A 15,403-nucleotide genomic window follows, 5' to 3' on the forward strand; every position below is an offset into this window, starting at 1 on the left:
ATCTCAACTATCCAGAAACCGCCTCGTTTCGGCCACCGCGTCGGCAAGGCCGATGCGCTCCACGACCACACCCGGCGGAAAAGCGCTCAACAGACGCGTGGGCAGCCGCGAATCGAGCATCACGAAGACTCCACGGTCGTCGGCCCGGCGGACCAGGCGGCCATAGGCCTGCTTCAGCCGCAGCCGCGCCAGCATGTCGTCGTAGCCGGTGGCCCCGGCGCCGGCCGCCTTCCAGTGCGCCTTGCGCGCGCGATGCAGGATATCGGGGCGCGGCCACGGTACGCGGTCGAACACGATGAGGCGCAATGAGCGACCGGGGACATCGACACCATCGCGCACGGCGTCGGTGCCGAGCAGGCAGGAATGCTCCTCGGCGCGGAAGATATCGACCAGGGTGGCGGCATCCATGCCGCCGACATGCTGGGCGTAGAGCGGCAGTCCGGCCTCTTCCAGCACGGGCGCGATGCGCTGGTGGACGGCGCGCAGGCGGCCGATCGCCGTGAAGAGTCCCAGTGCGCCGCCGCCCGCCGCCAGGAAGAGTTCGCGATAGGCCGCGGCCACCTGATCGGCATCGTCGCGCTTCACGTCCTTCACGATCAGCACCTTGGTCGCGCTCGCATAGTTGAACGGCGACGCCATCGCCGCGCGCGTGGCCGGTGCCGCGAGATGGCGCGTGCCGGTGCGCGCTTCGGCGACCATCCAGTCGGCCTGCGTGGTGACGTCCTCGTCGTTTGCGGCCTGCGGCACGCCCAGCGAATCGCGCAAGGTGGCCGAGGTGATCACGGCGCCATGCGCGGGACGGATCACCGCGTTCACGAACGGCTCCGCCGGATCGAGATAGTGGCGGTACATGCCGACGTCGTATTCGCGACTCTGCACGCGCTCGACGGCGAACCAGTCGACGAAAGCGGGATCGGGATCGTTGTGCAGGCCGCGCAGCATGGCGCGCCAGGATTCGAGCGTGAGTTCGCAGCGGTTGGCGAGCGAACGGGCCACGCCCTCGATGCGCGCGCGCTGACCGGAGTCGAGCTTGTCGGCCTCCCCTTCGAGCTTGGCCCGTAGCGCCTGGCGCAGGCGGCGCACCGGCTGCAGCATCTTCTCCAGCGCATCGGCCAGCTGGTCGGCGGCCTCGATGAGGCCGGGATTGAGCGGGCGCACGTCGCATTCCTGGCCGAAGCCCTGATCGTCGCCGGCCGACCGCGCCCGCACCTGCTGGCGCACCAGCGCCAGGAATTCCTCGGCCGGACCCAGCACTGTGCCGTCGGCCAGCCGCGTCTGCCAGTTGGGCGAGGGTAGCTTCTGGGCGAGATCGAGCAGGCGGCGCAGGGCGCCCTGCGCCTCGACATCCTCACCCAGGAGATCGCTGAGGCGACGCTCGAGCCCGCGGGCGCGGCTGCCGCGGCGCCCCTCGGCGCCGAGCAGCCAGCGGCGCAGATCCGATGTCTCGACGCCGCTCAGATGCGCGCCGAAGGCGCCATCGGCGGCCTCGAACAGATGATGGCCCTCATCGAAGACGTAGCGTAGCGGCCGCGTGGCGTCGTCGAGGCCGCCCATCGCCGCCTGCATCATCACCAGCGCATGGTTGGCGATGACGATATCGGCCTGCCGCGCGCGACGGATCGTGCGTTCGACATAGCACTTCCGATAGTGTTCGCAGGCAGAGTAGATGCACTCGCCGCGCCGGTCGGCCAGGCGTTGCACGCGGCTGCGGCCCACCAGGTCGAGCAGCCAGGCCGGCAGGTCGCCGCCGATCATGTCGCCGTCGCGGCTGGCCAGCGCCCAGCGCGCCATCAGACCGAGACCGACCGCATTCTCCGGCACCAGGCCGGTGCGCATCGCCGCCTCCTGGAAGTTCAGCAGGCAGAGATAGTTCTCGCGGCCCTTGCGAATGACGACGCGGCGGCGCTTCTCCGCCGAGTCGCGATGCAGCCGGTCGAGCTCGGTGTCGATCTGGCGCTGCAGGTTGCGCGTGTAGGTCGAGATCCAGACCGGCGCGCCGTTCTTCTCGGCCCACAGGCTGGCGGGCGCGACATAGCCCAGGGTCTTGCCGACGCCGGTACCGGCCTCGACGAGAACGACATGGGGTTTGCCTTCCTCCTCGCGCGGCGCAAAGGCTGCGCTGGCGGCGGAGGCATAGTCGCTCTGAGTGGGCCGGGCCTCGGCCATGTTGGAGCCGGCCGAAACCAGATGGGCCAGGCGCAGCCTCGCTTCGCGCGGTTCGACCGGCTGGCTGCCGGGCGGCGGCGCGGGCGGCGGCTCTTCCCAAACGGGCAGGCTCTTCCAGATATCGAGGCCTGCGCCCGGGCGCGATTTGTTGCTCCCCTTGTCGATGCCGAGCGCATCCAGCACCGCATCGCCCCAGCTCCATTGGCCACGCGCCATGGCGAGCGCCGTTTCCTTCATTTCGGACGAAGCGAGTGCTGCCATGTCGTCGAGTTCTTCGAGCAGGGCGCGGGCGACTTCGGGCAGGGTAGCCACCTCCTGCTCGGGCGTCCCCGGGACTTCGAGACCGAGTGCCTCGCAAAGGCCGCGCACCGTCGGCAGGCAGAAGCGCGCCGGCCGTACGAAGGCGAAAAGTTCGAGCAGGTCGTGTGCCGGAAGGTCCTCGAGTCCGAGACGCGCGGCGACCGCGGGCGCGTGGCAGACCAGCGGCAGGGTGCCGGCCGCCCGACGCCCTGCATCGGCGCCGGTCAGACGCTCGAGCGTTCCGTCAGGCGCACGCCATAGGGCGCCGCGGGCGGTCGCGACCAAAGCCGGCCAGGAGGAGGTCGCTGGAAACGTCACTGATCCGTAGATAGCACAGGGCAAATGCCCGATGCAGCGACTGCCGGTTGCGTTTAGAATCACCGGCCATGAAGCCACCCCCTGTCGTCAGGAAGACCACGGCGGTCTTCCACCAGTCCGGCGCCCTGCAAGTGGGCAAGGGCAAGATCACCGGTATCATCGCGCTCACGCTGGGAGGGCTCGCAGTGCTGGCCGTGCTGGCGTTCCATTTCCCCGAATATTTGACCACGCCGGACCTGCGAAAGAAGTACGACGTGGGCCTGCTGAGGCACGTGCTGCTGGTCGGCATGGTGATCGCGGGCGGCATGGCGATCGCCAATCTGGTCCAGCGCCGCAATCGCTGGCTGAACGGTACGGCACTGGCTTTGATCCTGATCGCCGCGGCGATGGGCGGCCACCGTGTTCCCGTAACCGACTTCCCCGACGACACGCCCTATATCGGCCTCGACTGGTTCATCCTCGACCTGCTGGGCTCGAGCATGATCTTCATTCTGATCGAGAAGATGGCGCCGCTTCATCGCGATCAGCCGGTCTTCCGTCCGGGCTGGCAGACCGACTTCACGCATTTCATCGTAAATCATCTGCTCGTGGGGCTGGCGCTGCTGATCGTGAACTTTGCGATCCACCGACTGTTCGGCTGGCTGGTGTGGGATCCTCTGCAGAAATGGGTCGGCGGCCTGCCGTTCTTCGCCGCGCTCTTCCTCGTCCTGCTGGTCGCCGACCTGGTGCAGTACTGGACGCACCGCGCCTATCACGAGATTCCGTTCCTGTGGCGCTTCCATGCCGTGCATCACAGCGCCGAGCACATGGATTGGATGGCCGGCTCGCGCCTCCATCTGTTCGAGCTTCTGACGACGCGCGTGTCGATCCTGGGTGTGCTCTACGTGCTGGGCTTCAGCCAGGCCGTCACCGACGTCTACATCGTGATCGTGGGTTTCCAGGCGGTGTTCAACCACGCCAACGTCCGGCTGCCCGCGATCTTCGGCAAGGCGCCGCTCAAATGGCTGATCGTGACGCCCGACTTCCATCACTGGCATCACAGTTCGGAGCGCGAGGCGATCGACCGCAACTACGCCGCCCACTTCGCCTTCATCGACTACATCTTCGGCACGGCGGTGAAATCCGACCGCCGCTTCCCCGGCAAATACGGCGTGCTGGGCGACTACATGCCCAGCGGCTTCGTGCGCCAGCAGCTCTTCCCCTTCACCTGGAAGGGCTGAGCGCGCGGCGCAGGGCGTCGGCCACCAGCGACAGGACGGCCGCCAGCACGAGCGCGGCGACGGCGGTCAGCAGCGGCATCGCGAGGCTCCCCGTGGCGTCGTAGACGTAGCCCGCGAAGACCGGCCCCAGGATCTGGCCGATGCTGAACGAGACGGTCATCAGCGCGATGCGTCCGCGCGGATCGCCGCCGGTCGAACGCGTGGCGACGAGGCCCAGCGCCGTCAGGCTTACGAAAGTACCGCCCACGAACATCGCCGAGATCACGATGCTGGCCGGATGCAGCCACAGCGCACTCGCCGCGACGCCCGCCGCTTCCACGATACAGGCCATGGCGTAGATGCGAAGGACACCCCAGCGCCGGCCGAGTGCCGTCCAGAGGGCGACCGACGGGATGGCGCAGAGGCCGAACAGCAGCCAGACATAGGGCTCCAGATGGGAGAGTAGCGCGGTGCTGCGCACCATGTCGACGATGAAGGTCGCGGTGATGACGTAGCCGAAGCCGAACAGGCCGTAGGCGAGGAGGAGGGCCACGAAATCCGCTGACAGCTGCAGGCCGGTGCGGAGATGCGCGGCCTCGCTCGTCCTGTCGTCGGGCGTCACCAGCCACGCGACGGCAAGGCTGGCGGCCGCGGCAACGGCGGCGCTGGCGAACCAGAGCGTGGTCCAGGCGGCCCCGGCCTGGAGCAGCAGCGCCACGATCGCGGCGGACACGGCGATGCCGGCGCCGACGCCGGCAAAATGAACGGCCGAGAGGGCGCTGTTCCCGGTCGCGGCCAGCCGGTCGATCACCAGCGCCGAACTGAAGATCAGGGCGAAGGCGCTGGCCACGCCGGCGACGAACCGCAGGCCGAGAAAGGCGGGCATGACGGTCGTGAGGCCCATGCCGCCGAGGCAAATCGCGGTGGCCGAGAGCGAAGCCAGCAGCCAGAAGCGGCGGGAGCCCGGAAGAGGGACCGCCGCCAGGATCGCACCGGCGAGGTAGCCCAGGAAATTCGCCGAGGCGATGAGGCCGGCCTGCGCCTTGGTGAGGGCGATGGCCTCGACCATCGGCGGCAGGATTGGCGTGTAGACGAAGCGGCCGACGCCCATGGCCGCGGCCATCGCCAGCAGGCCGCCGAAGCTGAGCAGGAGGGCGCGTTTGTTCATTGCGGGCGCGGCACTTTGGGCTGCCGCTGCAATTGACGCAAATGTCCCCCGCACCTAGGTTGGCCGACCCATGTCCCAGATCGATCGCACCCTTGCCGAGGCCGCGCGCGCGTGGCCGTTTGAAGAAGCCCGCAAGCTCGTCGCCCGCACCGGCGGCAAAGCGCCGGCCAAAGGCTATGTGCTGTTCGAGACCGGCTACGGTCCCTCGGGACTGCCGCATATCGGCACCTTCGGCGAGGTCGTGCGCACCACGATGGTGCGCCAGGCTTTCCGCCGTCTGTCCGACGTGCCGGCGCGGCTGTTCTGCTTCTCCGACGACATGGACGGCCTGCGCAAGGTGCCGGACAACGTGCCGAACAAGGAGATGCTGGCGGCCCATCTCGGCAAGCCGCTGACCTCGGTGCCAGACCCGTTCAGCAACGAGCATCCGAGTTTTGGCGCGGCAAACAACGCGCGGCTGCGCGCGTTCCTCGATTCCTTCGGTTTCGAGTACGAATTCCAGTCGGCGACCGAATGGTACAAATCGGGCCGCTTCGACAAGATGCTGCTCGCCATGCTGCGGCACTACGACGAGGTCCAGGCGGTCATGCTGCCGACGCTGGGCGAGGAGCGCCGCGCGACCTACTCCGTCTTCCTGCCGATCTCGCCCAAGACCGGCCGCGTGCTGCAGGTGCCGGTGATCAAGACCGACGCCGATGCCGGCACCATCGTCTATCGCGACGAGGACGGCTCGATGGTCGAGACGCCGGTTACCGGCGGCAACGTCAAGCTGCAGTGGAAGGCCGACTGGGCCGGCCGCTGGTTCGCGCTCGACGTCGACTACGAGATGTACGGCAAGGATCTGATCCCCTCGGCCGAACTCTCCGCCAAGATCGTGCGCATCCTGGGCGGCAAGCCGCCGGAGGGCTTCAACTACGAGCTCTTCCTCGACGAGGAAGGCAAGAAGATCTCCAAGTCCAAGGGCAACGGCCTGTCGGTCGAGGAATGGCTGCGCTACGCCTCGCCGGAATCGCTGGCGCTGTACATGCACCAGCAGCCGCGGCGCGCGAAGCGGCTCCATTTCGACGTGATCCCGCGCGCCATCGACGACTATCTCTCGCTGGTCGAGAAGCTGCCGGCCGAGGAGCCCGCACGTGCGCTGGAGAACCCGGCCTGGCACATCCATGACGGCGCGGCACCCGCCAACTCCGCGGCCGGCGTCACCTTCGGCATGCTGCTCAATCTCGCGGGTGTCGCCAACACCGAGGACAAGGACGTTCTCTGGCAGTATCTGCGCCGCTACGTGCCGGGTGCGACGCCGGAGACTGCGCCCTATCTCGACCGGCTGCTCGCCGGCGCCGTCGCCTACTACCAGGACTTCGTGAAGTCCTCGAAGAAGTTCCGGCTGCCCAACGACCGCGAGCGCCCGGCGCTGCAGGACCTGCTCGAGACGCTGCGCAAGATGCCCGAGGACGCGACGGCGGAAGTCATCCAGGACGAGGTCTACGAGGCCGGCAAGCGCCACTTCGCGAAGGAAGAGCTGCGCCAGTGGTTCAAGACTCTCTACGAAGTACTGCTCGGCAGCGAGCAGGGTCCGCGCATGGGCGCCTTCATCAAGCTCTATGGCCGCGACAATGTCGTGAAGCTGATCGAGCGCGCGCTCGCGGGCGAGGATCTTGGCAAGGCAGCGTAGGGACCAGCGACATGCATGACGGCGTCGTCTTCGACTACCTCAATCCCGACGTGCCGGCCGGGCTGCGCCTGCTCGACGTTCCCCTGATCCGGGCCAACCGCGAGACGATCAAAGGCTATGGCGAGGTCGTGCGCGATCCGAAGAAGCAGAAGATCGAGATCGTGCCGTGGCCGCTCAACGGCTCGCGCAAGCTCGATGCCGGAACCGGCATCGAGGGCGGCACGACCGAGGGCATCTTCACCTGCGAATGGCGGGGCAACGAGCTGATCGGCCGCAACGAGGCGGTCGGGGGCCACTATGTCATCGGGTTTCGCGACCTGCCGGAGACGGCGCGGCCCGGGGTGAAGCTGAGCAAGGGCCGCGTGCTCCTGTGGCACTGCAACTACCACCCCGATGGCGGACAGCTGTTCTGGCCGCTCGACGGCAAGCCCTTCGTCGTGCCGGCGGCGCTGCCGGGCGACGATCTCCAGCCCGAGACCTTCAAGGCCTTCTGGTCGGACGGCAGCTTCGGCATCTACATCCATCCCGGCATCTGGCACGAAGGCGTGTTCCCGGTGAACGAGACCGGCCGCTTCTTCGACAAGCAGGGCAAGGTGCATGCGCGCGTGAGCTGCGACCTGTCCCGCGAGTTCGGCGTGCTGCTCAACGTGCCGCTGCCGCAGGGCTGAAGCCCGCCGCGGCCCGGAACACCCGCGACAGGGCGGCGATCGCTTCGGGCCGGCCGATCGCGCCTTCGTCCTGGGCCAACATCTCCCAGACGGCTCCTTCCACCGCGGCGATCGCCACGGCGAGCTGCCTCGAACCGGCGGTCCCTGCGCCGGCCGCCCCGAGCTTGGCCTGAAGGGCTGGCACGAACCGCCGCGCTTCCTCGATGATCGCCTGGCGCCCCTGTACTTCGGGCAAGGCATCGCGCAGCGCCAGCGAGACGTCGAGCCCCTTGCGCTTCTCGATCACGAAGGCCGCGATGGCCGAATCCATGGCCTCCTCAGGCGTGGCAGCTCCCGACAGGTCGGCGGCGATGACGGCGGCCAGATAGGTGCGGGTGCGCTGGCGGACGATCTCCACGGCGATCGCGTTGCGGTTCGGGAAGTACTGGTAGAGGGACCCGACCGAGACGCCGGCCAGCGTTGCGATGCGGGTCGTCGTGCAGGCCGCCCATCCGTCGCGCCGCAAAATGCGAATGGTCGCCTCGACGATGGCGTCCACGGTCACGGTGGAACGGGCCTGCAGGGGCTTCTTGCGTGGTTTCAGGGCGGTCGGCATGGCGTGCCTCCGATGCGAATGGACGGTCAGCGACCGGGTTTCCATTTTCAATGGACCTCACCGGGAGTCAAAGAATGACCGTCCTCCATCTCGTCACTGGCGGCACATCGGGGATCGGCCTCGAGCTCGTGCGCCTCTTGCTCGCCGACCCCGCGAACCGGGTCATCGTCGGCGCGCGCCGACCGGCGGAAGCGGGCGCGCTCCGCGCCGTCGCGGACGCCGAGCGCCTCGTCATCCTGCCGCTCGATCTCGCCGCGCTGGCCTCCACGGTCGCGTTCGCCGATGCGGTCATCGCCCGTCTCGCCGGCGGCCGTCTGGCCTCGCTGGCGGCGAACGCCGGCGTCCAGAACGTCAAGGCGCGGCGAATGACCGTCGACGGCTACGAAGAGACCCTCCAGGCGAACTGGCTGGCGCACGCGTTGCTGATCGAACGGCTGCTGCCTCATCTCGCGCCCGGTGCGCCGGTCGTCTTCACCGCAAGCGGCACGCACGATCCCGCCGACCCCGGGGCGCGTCGGTTCGGCTTCAGGGGCGGCGTGTATCCCGGCATCGAGAAGGTGGCGCGCGGCGAGCTCGACGGCAGCGTGCCGGAGAAGCAGCAGGGCATGGATCGCTATGCCACCTCCAAGCTCGTGGCCATCCTGCATGTCTATGCGCGTGCGCGCAGCGCGCCGGCGGCCGGTCCGCGCTGGTTCGCCTACGATCCCGGCCTGATGCCGGGCACGGGGTTGGCGCGCGACCGTTCCGCCGTGGAACGCTGGGCCTGGTCGACGATCCTGCCGGTGGTGGCGCGGGCGATCCCCGGCGCCAGTACCGCGCGCCGGTCGGCCGAGACCTACGTGCGGCTGCTCACCGGCCGCCTGTTCCCCAACGAGACCGGTGTGCATCTCGATTTCTCCGGACGCAGGACGGAAAGCTCGGCCGATTCGAAGCGCCGGGACTGGCAGGACGAAGTCGCGTCCTTCGCGGCCGCGATCTCTCAGGGCTGGCGACCGCTGGCCGTGGAGACGGCCCCGAGATAGGCGACGATCATCCGCACGATCTCGTCCTCGAAGGCGCGGCTTGCGAGGAACGGCTGCTCCTCCAGCACCGCGGCGCGGACGACGCCCATGAGGGCGCGCGACACCACAAAGGCCTGTTCGCGGGTGAGAGGGCCGACCAGCGGGTTCGGTCCACGCCCAACGGTCTCGCCCGCCTGGGCGACGAAAGCGGCAACCGGCGCGATCAGCTCGATGCCGGCGCCCTGTGCCAGGAGCGCCTGCACGACCGCCTTGCGGGCACGCTGGCGGCCCCGGAAGGCATGGACGATCGCCCGCACCATGGCGCGCACGCGTCCCTCGACCGAGGGGTCGCCGTCGCCCCGCAGCGCCCTCCCGACCTCGCCGAGGGCGGCTTCCATCTCCTCGCGCGCCAGCGCCATCAGCAGCGCGTTCTTGTCGGCAAAATACTGATAGAGCGTGCCGATGCTGACGCCCGCCCGTTCCGCCACGGCATTGGTGGTGAAGGCGGCCAGCCCGCCCTTTTCGAGAATCTGAGCCGCGGCCTCGACGATCGAGGCCACGGTCTGCGCCGCGCGCGCCTGCCGTGGCGATCTTCTTTTGTTTTCAGGAGCTTGGCGACGGGCAGCCATGGCGGCACCGGGGGCGGGAAGGCGAGTAACGTAATATGAGCATCACTCATATATTCGACAGCGGCAAGTCATACGGAGGCGTTCGTGCAATCCCTCGCCATTCTCTATCTCATCATCCTGCCGCTTATCCTTCTCGCGGCGTTGGCCGAAGGCATCTGGCAGTCGCGCACGCGCGCCGAGGCCTATGACTGGAAATCCTGGGCCTGCTCGCTGGCCGATCTCGCCGGCCGCCGCCTGCTGGCCTTCATTCCCTACACCTTCGCTGCGCCCTGGCTGGGCTGGATGTACGAGCACCGCCTGTTCACCCAGTCGCTCGACAGCGCCTGGTCCGTGCTGCTGCTCTTCATCGGCCTCGAGTTCTTCTACTACTGGTTCCATCGCGCCAGCCACACGGTGCGCTGGTTCTGGTCGTCGCACTCCGTCCATCACTCGCCCAACCAGTTCAACTTCGCCATGGCCTACCGGTTGGGCTGGATCGGCCGCTTCGCCGGCACGTCTCTCTTCTTCACGCCGCTGGTGCTGCTGGGCTTCACGCCGGAGACCGTGCTGACGGCGCTCTTCCTGAACCTGCTCTACCAGTTCTGGATCCATGCCGACTGGATCCCGAAGCTCGGCTGGCTCGAAAGCATCCTCAACACGCCGTCCGCCCATCGCGTCCATCACGCGCGCAATCCGGAATATCTCGACGCCAATTTCGGCGGCGTGCTGATCGTGTTCGACCGGCTGTTCGGCACCTATGTGCCGGAGCGTGACGACCTGCCGTGCGACTTCGGCCTGGTCTCGCCCACGGTCTCCTCGCGCAATCCGTTCGTCCTGAACGTCGGCCCGTGGCTCGGGCTCGCGAAGGACCTGGCCTCGGCGCGGTCGGCCCGCGAAGTCTGGATGTACCTGTTCGGTGCACCGGGCTGGCGCCCTGACGGCAGCGGCCTCACGGCGGCCGAGCTGCGCAAGGCGCACGCACTGCGGACGGCGGGGGCCGAAACTCAGCCAGCCATGACGTAATCTCCCTTGAGCCGCCCGGTCACGGCCGACAGATTGGGCGGCAAAGGAGACTGCCATGGCCAAGGACAAGGTCTGCGTCGTGATCGGCGCGGGCGATGCGACGGGCGGTGCCATTGCCCGCCGCTTCGCGCGCGAAGGCTATACGGCCGTCGTCACGCGCCGCAGCGCCGACAAGCTGCAGCCGCTCGTGGCGCGGATCGTGGCGGAGGGTGGCCGCGTTCATCCTTTCGGCTCCGACGCCCGTGACGAGGCACAGGTCGAGGCGCTGTTTCGCCAGATCGAGACCGAGATCGGCGAGGTCGAGGTCTTCGTCTTCAACATCGGCGGCAACGTGCGCTTCGACATTCGCGACACGACCTCTCGCGTCTATCGCAAGGTCTGGGAGATGACGGCCTTCGCCGGCTTCCTGACGGCGCGCCAGGCCGCCAAGGTGATGGTTCCGCGCGGCCGCGGCACGATGATCTTCACCGGGGCCACCGCCTCGATCCGCGGCGGGCGCGGCTTCTCGGCCTTCGCTGGCGGCAAACACGCGGTGCGGGCACTGGCGCAGTCGATGGCGCGCGAGCTGGGACCGCAGAACATCCATGTCGCGCACGTCATCGTCGACGGCGCCATCGACACCGAATGGATCAAGGTCAACTTCCCGGACCGCTACAATGCCGGCCCCGATGCGATCCTCGACCCCGACGACATCGCCGAGACCTACTGGCAACTCCATCGCCAGAAGCGCAGCGCCTGGACCTTCGAGATGGATCTCAGGCCGTGGAAGGAAAACTGGTAGCTATGAGGACGCCGCCCGCAGCTTCAGCAGCGCCAGCATCATGTCGATGGTCGGCGTCGCCACGCCCGCCAACTCGCTGAGGTCGGCGATCGAATCGGCCAGCGCGTCGATCTCGAGCGGCTTGCCGGCCTGAAGGTCGGTCAGCATCGACATCTTGTGGTCGCCCAGCCCGACCGTGAATTCGATGCGTTTCTCCATGGGCGTTGCCATGGTGGCGCCGAATCGGGCGGCGACCGCCTCGGCTTCCGTCATCATGCGCCGCGCGATGTCGACGGCGCCGGCGCTGCGGCCGATCCCGCCATTGTCGGCGAGCGTCAGCACTGCGATCGGGTTCCAGGTCAGGCTGTTGATCATCTTGCTCCAGATCTCGGCGCGGATGTCGGACTTCACCGGTGCCTCCAGGCCGGCTTCGGTCATGGCGGCGCTGAGCGCCGTGACGCGCGACGAGGTGGAGCCGTCGGGCTCGCCCAGCGGCAGGTAGCAGACCTCGTTCTCGAGATGCGCCACGCCCGGTGCGGGGACGACACCGCCCGCCCAGTAGGCACAGCCCAGCGCGCGCTCGGGTCCGAACATCGACCATTGCCGGCCGCCGGGGTCCATGCGCTTCAGCCGGCTGCCCTCGAACGGGCCGTTCAACCTGTGAAAGAACCAGTAGGGTGCGCCGGTGGTCGGCGGGATCAGCGCCGTCTGCGGTCCCAGCAGTGGCATCACCTTGTCGAGCACCGAGAGATACTGATGCGTCTTCAGGGTAATGAACACGACGTCCTGCGGGCCGAGTTGCGCTGGATCGTCGGTCGCGTTCACCTTCACGGTGAAATCCTCGTGTGGCGAGACCAGGCGCAGGCCGTTCCGGCGAATGGCATCGAGATGGGCGCCGCGCGCGATCAGGCTCACCTCGATGCCCTTCACGCGCGCGAGGTGGGCGCCGATGATCCCGCCGATCGAGCCGGCGCCGTAGAGGCAGATTTTCATGGCCGCAGCCTAGCAGGTCGGCGAAAAAGTCAGAATCACGGCGGATAATCGAAACAAACGAAATAAACGAAACAAACGAAGCCGATGTCGCACCCCCGGAGTTTGCGTCGTGGTCACCGTTGACGATCGACGTCTCTAGACGGTCCTTCTGAAAAACCCACTTCGGCAGCCTGCCGGCTGCTTCACGGTCTCTGCGGAACTGGCATCCGGCGCGTTCGTTGTGTCGCCAAATCCAAAGATGGAGGAGGGGCGGGCATGACCGCGCAGACGACCGTCGACACCAGCAAGCTGTGGGACATGATCGGGGACATCCGTTTCGGCATGCTGACCGTGCAGGGGGCCGATGGGCGTCTCTACGCGCGCCCCATGACCACCCAGAATGGCGAGGCCGATCGCGGCGCGGTCATCTGGTTCTTCATGTCGCGCTCCGGCCAGCCGCTGGCCGACCTCACGGCATCTCCCGACGTGAATGTGGCCTACGCCGATCCCCACTCCGACAAGTACGTCTCGGCAAGCGGGACGGCTCGCCTCGTCGAGGATCCGGGCAAGAAGCAGGAATTGTGGAGCGCGGCGGCCCAGGCGTGGTTTCCGGGCGGGGTCGAGGATCCCGACCTGGCCCTGGTCGCGATCCTCGTCGCCGAAGCGGAATACTGGGACGTGAAGGCCAACAAGGCGGTGCAGATCTTCAAGCTGGCCAAGGCCGCCCTGGCCGGCGAGCAGCCCACCGACCTGGCCGAGCACCGCCGAGTCCGCCTGCGCTGACCCGGGAGAGCGGCGCCCTATCGGCGCGGCGTCGTCGCCGCGCCCACGCCGGCACCCACGGCACCACCCACCAGAGCACCGGGCAACAGCCCGATCGGGGTGAGGGCGCCGACCAGAGCGCCGGTGCCGGCCCCGATGCCGCCGCCCGTCACAGCCCGCTGGCCCCAGGTATCGCCACAGGCGGCGAGGGTAAGAGCCAGGAGGGAAATGCCGACGACCTTCATCATTTGCTCAACTCCGTTGCGTGCCCGAAAACGACTTCCGAGTGTGAGAGGTTTCCACAAATGGCCGCTCTGCGGTGTGTCCTCATGGTGACCTTGATCTGGCTCGGCGTGGCCTCTCCGCTCCGCGCGCAGACGGTGGGAGGCTTCGACTACGCTCCCGAATACGACTTTTCCGAATTCTGGGCGGCGACCGACGGCCGCCTCTTTCAGGTGATCGTGGCGGGCAATCCCTTTCCGCAATGGCCGCTGGAACAGGTGAAGCAGCGGCTGCTGCCGGTGATGCAGGCCAACAAGCCGAGACCCGCTCTCACCTTCACCTACCAGTCTCCACCTGAGGAGCTGCGGCCCAGCTACCGCTTGGTTCTGGTCTTCTCTCTGGCAAACGATCTCACGGCCGCGCGCGTCTGTGCCGGGCAGTATTTCCTGAAGCCGCCCACGCCGGGGCAGGCCTATGTATTCGGCGTCTATTGCCGTAACGATCTCGCGCTCTCCCAGACGACGGCGTGGACGCCGGCGAGCGGCCCCGACGATCCGCGGCTCGGCCAGATGTTCGCGCAGCTCTTCCTGGTGCTGTTCGACGACCGCCGCTGGCAGCGCTCCCCCTTCAATCCGTGGTTTGCCCGCTAGCCGATCCGGCCTAAGACAGAGACGAAATAGGGGGATCTCTTGAGTACCGACGTGGAAATCTGGATGCTCTTCGCGCCGTTCTGGCTGCTGGGCACGTTCGCGGCGCTGGGTGCGCTCTGGCACTTCGTCCGCTTCCTGAGCGTGCACGGCAAGGCGCACGCGGCGGGTCACGTTCCGAAATACGAGCTGGGCACGCGGCTGCACCCACATGGAACGACGGCGGAAGGACACCATCACTACAAGCGGGCGCAGATTGCCCTGATGTCGTTTGCCGTTCTGATCGTCCTGGGACTGGTGGCCGCCGTCCTGTGGTCGCTCTGGCGGGGCTAGGTCCCCACCCTCAATCGGCGACCAACCCCACGACCTCGTAATGGCCCTGATCCGAAGACGGACCGGCGACGAGCACCTGCTGATCGCACGCGGTCAAGACCAGGACGAGCAGGCCGAGGGAAGCGAAAACCCTGCGGAACATGACGAAATCCTCCATCTGCCCGAGGAACGCCCGTCGTTTGCCTTTGGTTGCCGGGTTTTGCAGTCTGCGTGCCTGAGATTTTGGAGAACGGGGCGGGGGCCCGAGTCTGAACCATGACCCGAAATCGGATGCTGCGCCGCATCGCCTATGTGCGTCGCAATCGCTGCAGCGCCCTCGTTGTTGCGCTCACCTTGTTCATTCTGCTCAACCCCGTGCTGGCCATCTCGGCGATTGGCGGCTCGATGCTGGGGGTGGCATTGTTCGTCGTGCTCGTCCTCGCTGTCTGGGCGCTCCGACTGGAACGTCCTGTTCTCTGGGGGCTGGGCGTATTCGGGTTCATCACCATCGATACGCTGATCGCCGACCGGATGGGCTACGTCTGGCTGCGGCCCGTCGCGCTCGGAGCCACGGCGCTCTTGGTGGGGGCAATAACCATCGCGCTTCTGGGCTATGTGCTCGACCGCCGGCCGATCACGACCGACAAGGTGTTTGGCGCCGTGGCCGCCTACATCCTGATCGCCATGTCCTTTGCCAGCCTGTTCGGCTTCCTCCAGGTGTTCCAGGCCGATGCCTTTACCGCAGCCATAGCCCACGGCCCGGACGGCAAGCTCAACTGGCCTGACCTGATGTACTTCTCCTTCACTGTGCTGACCTCGACCGGCTTTGGCGAAATCACGCCAGCGACGCCGATGGCGCGGTCCCTGATCGTGATCGAGCAGGTGCTGGGCGTCATGTACGTCGCCTTCCTGATTGCTCGGCTGGCCAATCTCTACGGCTCGCCGAAGAACCTACGCTAGCCGCGTCCAATCTCGCTCTGCGCATCGTCGGAAAGCTCCCGGCCGCGCTA

General features: G+C 67.5%; 17 protein-coding genes. 10 read left to right on the top strand and 7 right to left on the bottom strand.

The genetic code is table 11. The features are described from left to right. Nucleotides 1-3 precede the first annotated feature (3 nt). Nucleotides 4-2,784, bottom strand: coding sequence for an ATP-dependent DNA helicase (locus ACP15H_RS30040; RefSeq protein WP_425069769.1), 2,781 nt, complete (start codon nt 2,782-2,784; stop codon nt 4-6). 68 nt (nt 2,785-2,852) lie between these two features. On the opposite strand from ACP15H_RS30040, the gene ACP15H_RS30045 reads away from it, so the two are divergent. Continuing rightward, entirely contained in the window at nt 2,853-4,004 is a 1,152-nt protein-coding gene (locus ACP15H_RS30045; RefSeq protein WP_425069770.1) for a sterol desaturase family protein, read from the top strand. Here ACP15H_RS30045 and ACP15H_RS30050 read toward each other — a convergent pair. Beyond that, nucleotides 3,988-5,151: a YbfB/YjiJ family MFS transporter gene (locus tag ACP15H_RS30050; protein ID WP_425069771.1), complete on the bottom strand. Its 1,164-nt coding sequence runs from the start codon at nt 5,149-5,151 to the stop codon at nt 3,988-3,990. The two genes, ACP15H_RS30045 and ACP15H_RS30050, sit on opposite strands and share 17 nt — an antisense overlap. A 70-nt stretch (nt 5,152-5,221) precedes the next feature. Between ACP15H_RS30050 and ACP15H_RS30055 the strand changes: the two genes are divergently transcribed. Together ACP15H_RS30055 and ACP15H_RS30060 are read left to right on the top strand one after the other, a co-directional pair. Beyond that, the gene (locus ACP15H_RS30055; protein WP_425069772.1) at nt 5,222-6,823 is read left to right on the top strand and encodes a lysine--tRNA ligase; all 1,602 of its coding nucleotides are present in this window, start codon (nt 5,222-5,224) and stop codon (nt 6,821-6,823) included. 11 nt (nt 6,824-6,834) lie between these two features. After that, nucleotides 6,835-7,491 (top strand): ureidoglycolate lyase, encoded by a 657-nt coding sequence (locus tag ACP15H_RS30060; protein ID WP_425069773.1) that lies wholly within the window; start codon nt 6,835-6,837, stop codon nt 7,489-7,491. Here ACP15H_RS30060 and ACP15H_RS30065 read toward each other — a convergent pair. Then, nucleotides 7,466-8,086 carry a TetR/AcrR family transcriptional regulator gene (locus tag ACP15H_RS30065; RefSeq protein WP_425069774.1) on the bottom strand — a complete coding sequence of 207 codons (621 nt, stop codon included), beginning with the start codon at nt 8,084-8,086 and terminating at the stop codon, nt 7,466-7,468. The genes ACP15H_RS30060 and ACP15H_RS30065 overlap by 26 nt on opposite strands. 74 nt (nt 8,087-8,160) lie before the next feature. On the opposite strand from ACP15H_RS30065, the gene ACP15H_RS30070 reads away from it, so the two are divergent. Next, nucleotides 8,161-9,108: an SDR family NAD(P)-dependent oxidoreductase gene (locus tag ACP15H_RS30070; RefSeq protein ID WP_425069775.1), complete on the top strand. Its 948-nt coding sequence runs from the start codon at nt 8,161-8,163 to the stop codon at nt 9,106-9,108. On the opposite strand, the gene ACP15H_RS30075 is transcribed toward ACP15H_RS30070, so the two are convergent. Further along, nucleotides 9,066-9,647: a TetR/AcrR family transcriptional regulator gene (locus tag ACP15H_RS30075; RefSeq protein WP_425069776.1), complete on the bottom strand. Its 582-nt coding sequence runs from the start codon at nt 9,645-9,647 to the stop codon at nt 9,066-9,068. The genes ACP15H_RS30070 and ACP15H_RS30075 overlap by 43 nt on opposite strands. A 153-nt stretch (nt 9,648-9,800) precedes the next feature. On the opposite strand from ACP15H_RS30075, the gene ACP15H_RS30080 reads away from it, so the two are divergent. Both ACP15H_RS30080 and ACP15H_RS30085 read left to right on the top strand, forming a co-directional pair. Next, entirely contained in the window at nt 9,801-10,718 is a 918-nt protein-coding gene (locus tag ACP15H_RS30080) for a sterol desaturase family protein (RefSeq protein WP_425069777.1), read from the top strand. A gap of 55 nt (nt 10,719-10,773) precedes the next feature. After that, on the top strand, nt 10,774-11,499 hold the full coding sequence (locus ACP15H_RS30085) for an SDR family oxidoreductase (RefSeq protein ID WP_425069778.1): 726 nt from the start codon (nt 10,774-10,776) through the stop codon (nt 11,497-11,499). Here ACP15H_RS30085 and ACP15H_RS30090 read toward each other — a convergent pair whose 3' ends face one another. Then, a complete protein-coding gene (locus ACP15H_RS30090; RefSeq protein WP_425069779.1) occupies nt 11,500-12,471 on the bottom strand; it encodes a ketopantoate reductase family protein in 972 nt (323 codons plus the stop codon). It abuts the gene before it with no gap. 255 nt (nt 12,472-12,726) lie between these two features. Between ACP15H_RS30090 and ACP15H_RS30095 the strand changes: the two genes are divergently transcribed. After that, nucleotides 12,727-13,233: a pyridoxamine 5'-phosphate oxidase family protein gene (locus ACP15H_RS30095; protein ID WP_425069780.1), complete on the top strand. Its 507-nt coding sequence runs from the start codon at nt 12,727-12,729 to the stop codon at nt 13,231-13,233. 17 nt (nt 13,234-13,250) lie between these two features. Here the strand turns inward: ACP15H_RS30095 and ACP15H_RS30100 are convergent, their stop codons facing one another. Beyond that, on the bottom strand, nt 13,251-13,460 hold the full coding sequence (locus ACP15H_RS30100; protein ID WP_298305841.1) for a bacteriocin: 210 nt from the start codon (nt 13,458-13,460) through the stop codon (nt 13,251-13,253). A gap of 57 nt (nt 13,461-13,517) precedes the next feature. On the opposite strand from ACP15H_RS30100, the gene ACP15H_RS30105 reads away from it, so the two are divergent. Next, complete coding sequence (locus ACP15H_RS30105) at nt 13,518-14,084, top strand: hypothetical protein (RefSeq protein WP_425069781.1); 567 nt, start codon at nt 13,518-13,520, stop codon at nt 14,082-14,084. A 39-nt stretch (nt 14,085-14,123) separates the two neighbouring features. Further along, nucleotides 14,124-14,414: a hypothetical protein gene (locus ACP15H_RS30110; RefSeq protein WP_425069782.1), complete on the top strand. Its 291-nt coding sequence runs from the start codon at nt 14,124-14,126 to the stop codon at nt 14,412-14,414. Between the two features lie 10 nt (nt 14,415-14,424). Here ACP15H_RS30110 and ACP15H_RS30115 read toward each other — a convergent pair whose 3' ends face one another. Beyond that, nucleotides 14,425-14,556 (bottom strand): hypothetical protein, encoded by a 132-nt coding sequence (locus ACP15H_RS30115; protein ID WP_425069783.1) that lies wholly within the window; start codon nt 14,554-14,556, stop codon nt 14,425-14,427. Nucleotides 14,557-14,669: 113 nt separating this feature from the next. Between ACP15H_RS30115 and ACP15H_RS30120 the strand changes: the two genes are divergently transcribed. Continuing rightward, nucleotides 14,670-15,353, top strand: coding sequence for a potassium channel family protein (locus ACP15H_RS30120; protein ID WP_425069784.1), 684 nt, complete (start codon nt 14,670-14,672; stop codon nt 15,351-15,353). Nucleotides 15,354-15,403: the final 50 nt, after the last annotated feature.

This window comes from Reyranella sp., from assembly GCF_965249915.1.
Classification (GTDB): domain Bacteria; phylum Pseudomonadota; class Alphaproteobacteria; order Reyranellales; family Reyranellaceae; genus Reyranella.